At 47.5% G+C, this 9,826-nt stretch carries 8 protein-coding genes; 4 read left to right on the plus strand and 4 right to left on the minus strand.

Going from position 1 to position 9,826, the window contains the following annotated elements; all coding sequences use genetic code 11:
- A partial coding sequence (locus C7A19_RS14095; protein WP_235614318.1) for a dynamin family protein occupies positions 1 to 2,286 on the plus strand: 2,286 nt, incomplete at its 5' end.
- Between the two features lie 647 nt (positions 2,287 to 2,933).
- On the opposite strand, the gene C7A19_RS14100 is transcribed toward C7A19_RS14095, so the two are convergent.
- Positions 2,934 to 3,581, minus strand: coding sequence for a HEPN domain-containing protein (locus C7A19_RS14100; RefSeq protein WP_116645195.1), 648 nt, complete (start codon positions 3,579 to 3,581; stop codon positions 2,934 to 2,936).
- 60 nt (positions 3,582 to 3,641) lie between these two features.
- The gene (locus C7A19_RS14105) at positions 3,642 to 5,129 is read right to left on the minus strand and encodes a carboxypeptidase M32 (protein WP_116645196.1); all 1,488 of its coding nucleotides are present in this window, start codon (positions 5,127 to 5,129) and stop codon (positions 3,642 to 3,644) included.
- Between the two features lie 111 nt (positions 5,130 to 5,240).
- Here C7A19_RS14105 and C7A19_RS14110 point away from each other — a divergent pair, with 111 nt between their 5' ends.
- Positions 5,241 to 5,810 (plus strand): gamma-glutamylcyclotransferase family protein, encoded by a 570-nt coding sequence (locus tag C7A19_RS14110; protein WP_077523046.1) that lies wholly within the window; start codon positions 5,241 to 5,243, stop codon positions 5,808 to 5,810.
- Between the two features lie 86 nt (positions 5,811 to 5,896).
- On the opposite strand, the gene C7A19_RS14115 is transcribed toward C7A19_RS14110, so the two are convergent.
- Positions 5,897 to 6,919: an outer membrane beta-barrel protein gene (locus tag C7A19_RS14115; RefSeq protein ID WP_116645197.1), complete on the minus strand. Its 1,023-nt coding sequence runs from the start codon at positions 6,917 to 6,919 to the stop codon at positions 5,897 to 5,899.
- Positions 6,920 to 7,193: 274 nt separating this feature from the next.
- Positions 7,194 to 7,895, minus strand: a complete 702-nt coding sequence (locus C7A19_RS14120) for a DUF2786 domain-containing protein (protein ID WP_069362462.1) — start codon at positions 7,893 to 7,895, stop codon at positions 7,194 to 7,196.
- Positions 7,896 to 8,019: 124 nt separating this feature from the next.
- Between C7A19_RS14120 and C7A19_RS14125 the strand changes: the two genes are divergently transcribed.
- Positions 8,020 to 8,907, plus strand: a complete 888-nt coding sequence (locus tag C7A19_RS14125) for a hypothetical protein (protein WP_116645198.1) — start codon at positions 8,020 to 8,022, stop codon at positions 8,905 to 8,907.
- 87 nt (positions 8,908 to 8,994) lie between these two features.
- The coding region (locus C7A19_RS14130; RefSeq protein WP_275937831.1) for a 3'-5' exonuclease at positions 8,995 to 9,826 on the plus strand (832 nt) is incomplete at its 3' end.

Genomic DNA, 9,826 nt, shown 5'->3' on the forward strand with positions numbered 1-9,826 from the left:
AGTTTACAATATACGTCATATCTATCAATGATTAGGTTTGAAAATCATTTAACAGTGGGTTTAATAATGAAAAGCATGATTAACAAAATTTATTTTAGGTATGAGCCGCATGCTGGAATAATTAAAAATAAATTTCTAGATGATGTTGACCAACTAAGGAGGACGTTTGAAACCGACATAGAGAATGCAAAACAAGAAAATAGGGTTTTGCGCCTCGGTATTGTTGGTCAAATTAAGCGCGGGAAATCTTCATTTTTAAACAGCCTACTTTTTGATGGTAAATCCGTTCTCCCTAAAGCTGCGACACCAATGACAGCAGCACTTACTAATATTAGTTATTCAAAGCAGCCATCTGCAACGATTGAATTCTACAGCAAAAAAGAGTGGCATAAAGTACTAGAAAAAGCTTATGAGGTAGAGCAAGAAGAAAAAGTTTATAACGAGAAACTCAATGAGTTTAGATTATCAAAAGGATCAGATCGTAAGCTTCAGAAAGGTGCTCGACCACCAAAAAAACCAACTTATTCTGAAGAGTCTAAAGCTTGTTTTGAGCTTTATCAGATGGTACTGAGTTCAGGCTTAAATGTGGATGAGTATCTTGACACCAAATACTTTGTTGATGGTAAAAATTCTAATGAGATGTTAATCGCTGACTTAACACCATTTGTGGGTGCTCAAGGTAAGTTTGCTCCAATAGTCAAGAGTTCATCATTAGCATTGAACCTTTCTGAACTGAAAGATATTGAAGTTGTTGATACTCCTGGTATGAATGACCCGATAGTATCGAGGGGCAGACGAACACAGGAGATTCTAGGACAATGTGATGTTATCTTTTTGCTTAGCTATTGTGGACAGTTCTTAGATAGTCAAGATATGTCGTTGTTGGCACAAAGCATCCCTAATAAGGGCATTGAAGAGATTGTTTTAATTGGTTCACTTTTCGACAGTGCTTTGCTTGATGAATACAGCAATTACGATTCTATCCAACAAGCTTTGCCTTCTTTAACCGCGAGCTTAAATGATCAAGCTCAGTCGGAAGTTAATGCTGTTTGCCGCCAGGATGAACTGAATAACGGTGGTCAGTCATACTTGATGCAAACTCTGCAAAATGCTTTGCCACCTATTTTTATTTCTTCTCGTTGTTATGACTTAGCAAGGAAGGGGGATGATCTAAGTGAAGAAGAGCAACACACTCTAAACCGTATGAACCAAATGTTTGATGGCTTTACTTTTACGCCCCAAATTTTAGAAGCGATAGCTAACTTTCAGAAAGTCCATTCTAAGCTGAACTCTGTTCGTGAAAATAAAGATAAAATAATGTCGGAACGCCTTGACAATATTACAAAAGGGGCTGAGCGTGACCTATTACACAAACTAACGGTTATTGCTGATGATATTGCTAATAAGCGAAATAATCTTGAGAAAGGCGATCTAGTAGAAGTCCAAAAGAAACAAGAAGAGTTGGCTAAGCGTATCAGTGCGGGTAAATCGCAAGTGAGCATGGTTTTCGATAAATACCGAGTACAGATCGAAAAAACACTACATAAAGTAGAGCAAGGTATAAAGCAAGACTCACTTTCAGTTAAACGTGTTAATTCTCATACAGGTAGGCGAGAAGAGGCATATACTACCTCGCGTGAGGCCTATGATCCTGAGCTATTTAGTCCATCTACTTGGTTTTCAAAGAAGACGGTTTCTAGTACTAGTTATAGAACAGTTAATTACACCTATGCGAATGTTCAAGATGCTGTTCAAAAGTTGGAAGACTTTGTAGTCGAGACTAGCGATAGACTATACCAGTCAAGCGCTCAAGCTATCAACATTAACCAGTTCCGTGAAGATATCAAACAAGCAGTAAAAAGCTTGTTTGATTTTTCTGATCCTGATTTCGATCCTGAAATGATACTGCTTCCTTTAAGTAACTCTGTTGACAGAATTACGATTCCAACAATTAGTTTGGATCTAGACCATCATATCAACTCTATTAGACAACAATTTTCTGTAAATGAAGTTGAAGGTGATGAAATCGAGAAACTTCGAGAAGAACAGGTGAGAGTGGTGGGCGTGTTGCTAACTGAGATCACTCAGGAAGTGAATAGATGCGGCTCTGATATGCTTGGTAGGATCTCAAATGAAGAGCAAGAATTTCTTCCTTCTCTGATAGGCGATTTGCAGTCTAATGTAGAGCAGCTTAGTATAGACTTAGAGAGCAAGGAGCATGCCTTAAAAGAGTACAGCGATATCATTGCAATGATTGAGGAAGATAAGCGGAAATTGAGTTGTTAATGGTTATTTAGAGTCACGTTTTACCTCCTGATAGTAGTGAGAGATAGTTTAAACGAACACTACTAACAGAAAGCAACTTGGGTAGCCACCATTGAATGACCCAGCTACTTTAAGCGTAATTGGAGTCATATAATTTAATAGATAATTAGGTGCGGAATAATAGATCCAACACGTATTGCTCAGAGGTTATGTAAACACCAACACCAATAAAGTAATCAAGCCATCAGTGGTTTTTTTGTGAACTGTAAGGTTAAATATAACCAATTCTGATGAGAAATTGTCTAATGAAAATAGTTATTCATGAGAGTTTTTAATATTAAAAGTCGGGAAAGATATGCCAATAAAACCACCTGGAAAATCAAATATAGCGTGTAAAGAATGTGGTTATATTCTATCCGATAGACAAGCATTTTTAATCAAGATGCGTGTAAAGAAGTTTGTATGTCCTAAATGTCGATCGGACAAGATTACGCTCATTATGTACTAACTAAAAAGATGTTTCATTAAGCGTATTTATGGTCCTTTTCGAGGCTGTGCAAATGCACTTTGTATCTAACCCCGTGTTTAACGCTGATGCAAGGTACATATCTTAGCGTATATACCTTGCTAAACTGGAGCAACGTATTGCAACCAGTCAGTGTGCACACTCACACCAACGGATACACAGGATCGCCCCAGGTGGCGGTGTTGCCGTCCATCATCAATTCAATGGTTAAAGGTACGATTTTTTGCATCATGCATACGCAGTCTTTTAGCTGGGCGCGGTTGGCTTGGCTGCCGTGGGTGGCACCGCCGTGGAGTAGTTGATTACGTAACGTATACAAACGGCTAAAAACAGCGGCTAATACTGTTGCGGTATCACTGTTTGCCAAGGCTTTGTGCGCGCGGGCTTTGGCGCTTTTGCGTGAAGCTTGCCAACTGTCTTCAGTGATATGACCGGCTTGATATTCCCAATAGGCTTGCAGGATATAATCATTATTGAGGATCACTCGGATTGGGCCTGAGAACTCTTGCCACACCAAATGAGTTAAACGCGCTTCTTTATCGAGTTGAATCAGTTTTTCTAGAAAGCCTTGATAGAGGTTTTTCTCGGTAAACTGACGTTTTTGCGCAAACTCTTGGGCATAAGCGGCGTTAAATGCAATCCATAAGAAAATAAACTGGCTGTCTGTATCATCCGTTTGCTCGGCTTGTTTTAGCCAGCTGAGAGCTCGGTGTACACGAATAGACAAATTTTCAGGATAATGCTCGCGCTCTTGGCGCTGCCTCGTTTTAAGTGTTTCATAGTTGGGCATAATGCCTCCCGTTGGTGGGGACCCCAAGGCCGGCGTTCGGGCCTTGGGGCTGGTGTGAGCTTACAAATACCGCCCTTGAATATACTCGCGGAAGTGGGCGGGGTTGAGGGTTTCGCCGGTCGCATCCTTGAGTATGTTGTCGGTTGAGGCGGTGCTGGCGCGTTGCCAGATATGTTGGGATAACCAATCAAAAATGGGCGACAGGTTACCGCTGGCGATAATGCCATCCACATCCAGTTGCTGGCGCATTGCTTGCATCAATTGCGCGGCATACAGGGCACCCAAGGTATAGGTGGGGAAGTAGCCAAAGCTGCCATCGGTCCAGTGAATGTCTTGCATGCAGCCGTTTTTATAGTTGCCGGCGGTGCTGAGGCCAAGGTATTGCTGCATCGCGGAGTCCCAACGCTCAGGAATATGATCCACCTCCATTTTGCCGCTGATCAGATCGCGTTCAATGTCATAGCGCAGCATGATATGGGCAGGATAGGTGACCTCGTCGGCATCGACACGGATATAGCCAGGTGATACCTCAGTGAGCACGCGGTGGAGGTTTTCGACCTGAAACGCGGGATCATCCTGGCGGTTAAAGGCCTGTTTGGCTTGTTGGCAGATTAAAGTCGCGAAGGGGGCGCTGCGGGCGAGCTGCATTTCAAAAAACAGGCTTTGGCTTTCATGTACGCCCATCGAGCGCGCTTGTCCCACCGGCAAGCCTGCTAAGTCTTGAGGTAATCCTTGTTCATAGCGCGCATGGCCGGTTTCGTGGATCACGCCCATTAATGCCGAGGTGAAATCTTGCTCATCATAGCGGGTGGTGATGCGCACATCGGTGGGTACACCACCACAAAATGGATGCGTGCTGATATCGAGCCGACCATACTCAAAGCTAAACCCAAGCTGCTTCATCACGTGTTCACCCAAGGCTTTTTGTTGTGCTTGTGGGAAAGGGCCTTTAGGCGTGATCACCGGCTGTTGTGCTTGCTTGTCGACCACGGCTTGGATGGTCTCTGGTAGCCATTGTTTGAGGGCACCAAACACTTCATCAATACGCTCGGCCGTCATTCCGGGCTCGTACAAATCAAGGAGCGCATCATAAGGGGCACACAGCTTCTGGTCAGCGCGGATATGGGCTTCTTCACGCGCCAGGGCGACCACTTCTTTTAAATTTTTGGCAAATCCGTCCCAGTCATTATCTTGGCGTTGCTGACGCCAAGCATGCTCGCATTTAGCGCCCGCTAAAGATTTGGCTTTGACCAAGGTGTCGGGAAGTACGCTGGCTTGCTGCCATTGGCGCTTCATCTCTGCCACGCTTGCTTTTTGCGTGGCGCTTAGGTGGCGGGATTTTTCATCCACGTCCGCGAACCAGTCACCCAGCTCTGGCTGGGTCATTTGTTGATGACAGTAGAGGGCGAGTTCTGCCATGGCGTCGGCACGGGCGTGATTGCCGCCATCTGGCATCATGGTGGCTTGATCCCAACCGCAGATTGCGGCAAGGTGCTGAAAATGCGATAGACGTTTGAAGTGAGCTTCCAGCTTATCTAGTTGTTCCATAATCACTTTCCTTGTTTACAACGTTGCTGGATATTCTGGCAATTTCAGAGAGAAAAGCAAGGCAGCGCCTCTGGTTCTGCCAGTGAATGCAATAAAGGAGTTTGCAACGTCATGTATCTATTTGGGTACGGGAGTTTGATGAATCCAGCCTCACGGGCGCTGACAGGCGATTCAGGGTGGGCGTGTCCGGTGACTGTCAGTGGACTAAGCCGCCATTGGAGCAATGTGAGTGAGGCGCTTATCTCACCGCTGGTAGTGCTTGAAGGGGAGGGTGAATGCAACGGGGTATTGGTCAATATCGACCCCGAGTCACTGCCCGACTTTGATCGGCGTGAGGCGGGCTATCAGCGTTTACAGTTAGCTGAATCAAACATCGCGCTGCCCGAAGACGTGACGCTTGATGGCCCCGTGTACGTGTATGTTGCCGATACGCGGCGTCCCCCAGATGCAGACAAGCCGATTGCCCAATCCTATGTCGATACGGTTATGGCAGGGTGTTTGCGCTATTCGACCGACTTTGCTCGCGCGTTTTTAACCACCACTCAGGGATGGGAAGGTGCTTATCATAATGATCGCGCTGAGCCCAGATACCCACGGGTGGCGGGAGTCAGCGATCAAGATAGAATCGACATTGATCGTTTGATGCAGATGCACTTGACGGGTTTTGCGGCGCGCGGCTAATCATTCATTGATTGTTCATGACAAGAAAAGGCCACCGACAATGCGGTGGCCTTTTGCGTGTTTACATGATGCGATCGTCGATGTGATTAATTCATTTCCACATAAACAAACTCTGGCGAGGTAACTTCTACGCGGCGGTTTTTCGCGCGACCATCGGCAGTATCGTTACTGGCCGTCGGGGCGGATTCGCCTTTGCCCATCACGGTTAAGCGCTCAGCCGCAATGCCTGCGTCTAAGAAGACATCCGCAACGACTTGTGCACGCTCTTCAGAGAGTGTTTGGTTATAAGCGGCTGGCCCTTGGCTGTCGGTATGACCCACGATCGTTGCCGTCGCTTCGTCATACTTCAGCAAGCGGTCGACCAAGGGTTGCAAGGAGGCGATCGCTTGCTCAGAGAGACTGGCTTTATCAAAACCAAACATTTCAGTTTCGCCGGCCTCAGAGAGCACAATCGATTGCGGTTCGGCAACCGGCTCTGGTTCTTGAACGGGCTCAGGCTCTGCCATAACTGGCTCTTCAACCATCGGCTCTGGCATTGGCTGGTTGTCAGTGCGTCCGAAGTGATACGTCATGCCGACAGTCACGAAGTTATTATCGACGCTTGAGAAGTAGCCATCATCCATATCGTTGATGTGCTGATATTCCAGGCGAACGTTGAGTTTTTCCGTCGCTTGGTGATCGACACCGAGTGCTCCCATCAGTGACACATCGTCACGATCGCCGGCGTTGCTATTAAAGTCCCACATGGCGGCACCAAGCTTACCGTAAAGGGCCGTATCAGGTTTGAAGTGATAAGAAAACTTGGGCGCAAGTGTCAACGCAGTCAGATCGCCCGAGGCGCCAACAGTGGTACCTGATTGGTCAAATGCGGTATTAAAGCGGCCTAAATAATCATAGGTTCCCTCGAGCGCAAACCAATTGTTGAAATCATAGCCGGTAATAATACCCGCGCCGAGCTCTGAATCTCCGCAATCGGTGTCAGTCACACAGCTATCTTCTAAAAACGAAGGGCCAATGCGGCCACCCATGTATAGACCGCTGTCTTGCTGTGCATAAGCTGCTGGTGCGACGGCGAGTAAGAGGCCGAGACCTGTCACGACTTTTTTCATGCCACTCTCCTATTCAAGGATATGAAGTATCTTATTTTACGCATTGTGAATGCTTGTTATTCAGTCACCTTAGACCATGGGGTTGCAACTGCCAGCGAGTAGGGCAGGCTGAACATGGATAACGTGACGTGGATCCTAGGCTAGACCTGAGAGGCGTGTAACACAATAGGCGAGAAGCGATTTGACCATGATTTGACGTGTTTAACACAGGTGTCTTATTGATGGGAAAGTGCTGACAAAGGCCGGACATAAGCCGGCCTGTGATTCATCAAGGTTATGACTTTCGGGTCCCCGTCAGGCGCTTTTGTGGGCCTTGCCCATTCACAGGGCGGCTGACTGAGATTTCGCGGCCCTTTTTCATCCCCCGCTCGTAATCATCTGTCATCGCCGCCATAGCCTCTTTTAATTGTTGCTTAAAGGTCTCGCGGTCAATATTGGCGAACTCTTTATCAATATAGTTTTTGATTTTGTCGTCGCTATCACGTGCGTCAAGCTGTGGGAGCTTATCGAGCGCGCCCTCAAGCCAGCCCGTGGTAAATGACTGTACGCGTCGCGTTACCTCTTGCGTACTGGTGCCGGTGCCTGCAAAGCTATTGCGAAACTGGCCGATATGCTCATTCATATCACGATAGACCACATCGAAAGCAAAAGCGGCAAAGATAGCGCGGTCTGCATCACCGATAAACTCAGCCTGTTTTAACCCCTTGTGATTGACGAGCACACACTCCACCCCAAACCGGCTATTAATACCGCGAATAATTTTTAAGATCGATTGGCTAATCGAAGCAGGTAACAGTTTTTCTGAGCGCGTTTTACCCATGCTGATGAAGTCAATGTCGTCCTGATCGAGACCATGCTTACGCATCAGCCGCTCGGCCATTTTGATCGCCTGCGCTGCCTCATTCACATTGGCGGAATTGCTAAGCTCCAGGCATTTAGCAATTTTTTTGAGCGCTTTGCTTTTCGGATCTGACATGCATACTTCCCGGAAACGAACAAACGCGTATTGTATCGCGTCCGCGAGAGACAACAAAGGGTTGAAAGTATTGACGGTTGTGCTCGGTCTTATAGAAGGGATGAGTAACAAGGCGTGAATACGAATGAAAAAAGCGGGTGGTGTCATTGGCGCGTTAGTAGTGGTCGTGATTGCGGTGATCAATGCCGAGGTGGGCCGTCGTGCGATTAACCAATGGGTAGATCCGGCCAGTTACATTGGCCTTTGGTTGTTATCTGCCGCCGTCATGGCGTTGGTAGGACAGCGACTTTACCCGCTAAAGGACGTGGCCGAGCGTTGGCAAGGAGAAGCATGCTTCTCGCGTCAAATGCCGCCTTTTTCGACATGGCGTCTTGCAGGCTTGCTTTTCCTTGCGGTGACCAGTGCGGTATTCGCCTGCCGATTACTGGATATCGCCACCTTGGGCTTGGTGCTGGTGGCGAGTGTGCAAGGTGTATTGGGGCTGGCATCTCGCTCTCCCCATCAACACCGATTATGGATGGGTTTAATGTTGATTTTCGCGGGGTTGGGGTACTTACTTGCCCCGGGCATGTATGCACCCAGCCCGTTAGGCATGATTCTTGGGCTGATGAGTGGTGGTGCATGGGCGAGTTTTTGGCTGCAAGTGATCCAACGTGCTCATCAAGCCGACGTCATCGTGGCGACCAGTTTACGGATGAGTTTATTGTTCGTGCTGCCCTTACTCATTTTTACCTTACCCAATGGGTTTCTCTCACTGCGCGGTGTTGGGTTCGCTGTCTTTGCTGGCGCATTGTTTGTGTTGGCTGCTGGCGTATTCTGGCACATGATGGCTTCAACTCAGAGGCTATTGGTACAACCAATCATCTGGGTGACCGTTTTGCTCGCCTTGATGGGTTTGGTCGCTTGGGATCAAAACAGCGTGATGAATATGCGCCTCACGAGCGCGGCTGCAGTTGTGCTGATTGGGTTGATTGTCATTGGTGGTGCCGGTCGCGCAGAGCATCCCGACTAATTTCTCAGGGCTGTTTATCTATACAGTAATTGGTGGGGTTTGTTACACTGAGAAGATGAATCACACAACGTAACCCTGATAACGCCTGTGTCCTCACTCTCTTCGTCCTACATGCAGCAAGGCTTTGTGATCACACGTCAACAGCGTGATCGCGGTCAAACCACGTCGATTATACTTTGGCTATCGACGCCAGACGGCCCGGTCAAGCTGTGCGTTGATGATCAGCAAAGCGTGTTTTTTGTACCGCAAGAAGAAAAAGCGCGCGTGGATGCTTTACTCCCATCGGTTGATCCTCACGCTTACTGTAAAGCAGTGTCATTATCCACCTTTCAACACACGCCCGTGGCGGCTTGTTATTTCAGTAGTGTGAAACGCGCGCAAGAGGGACAAAGGGTGATAAGCGGGGCGGCTATTCCTTTATATGAAGGCGATATTCGGCTCGCCGACCGCTATTTAATGGAGCGGTACATTTGTGGCAGCTTGCTGTTCACTGGCCAAGCCCGTCAACGCCAAGGTTACCTAGAGGTGACCCAAGGCAAAGCCAAACAGGCAGACTACACTCCGACGTTGCATCATGTTTCTCTTGATATTGAATGCTCACAAAAAGGCCAGCTTTATTCGGTGGGACTCGCGAGTGAAAAAGACAGCCGAGTGATCATGGTGGGTGCGCCTGAAGACAATGCCCCTGATTGGATAGAGTGGGTCGATGACGAAGAAGCATTACTGAGCGCGCTAGAAAGATGGTTTGCCTATTACGATCCTGACGTTGTGGTGGGTTGGAATGTGATTGATTTTGACTTTCGCTTGCTTGTGAAGCGCGCCCACATCTATCAACGTGATCTACGTCTTGGGCGCGGCGGAGAGCGAGCTTATTGGCGGGATGGGGGGAGCAATAAACCTGGCTTTATCAGTTTGTCGG

This window comes from Salinivibrio sp. HTSP, from assembly GCF_003390965.1.
Lineage (GTDB): Bacteria > Pseudomonadota > Gammaproteobacteria > Enterobacterales > Vibrionaceae > Salinivibrio > Salinivibrio kushneri.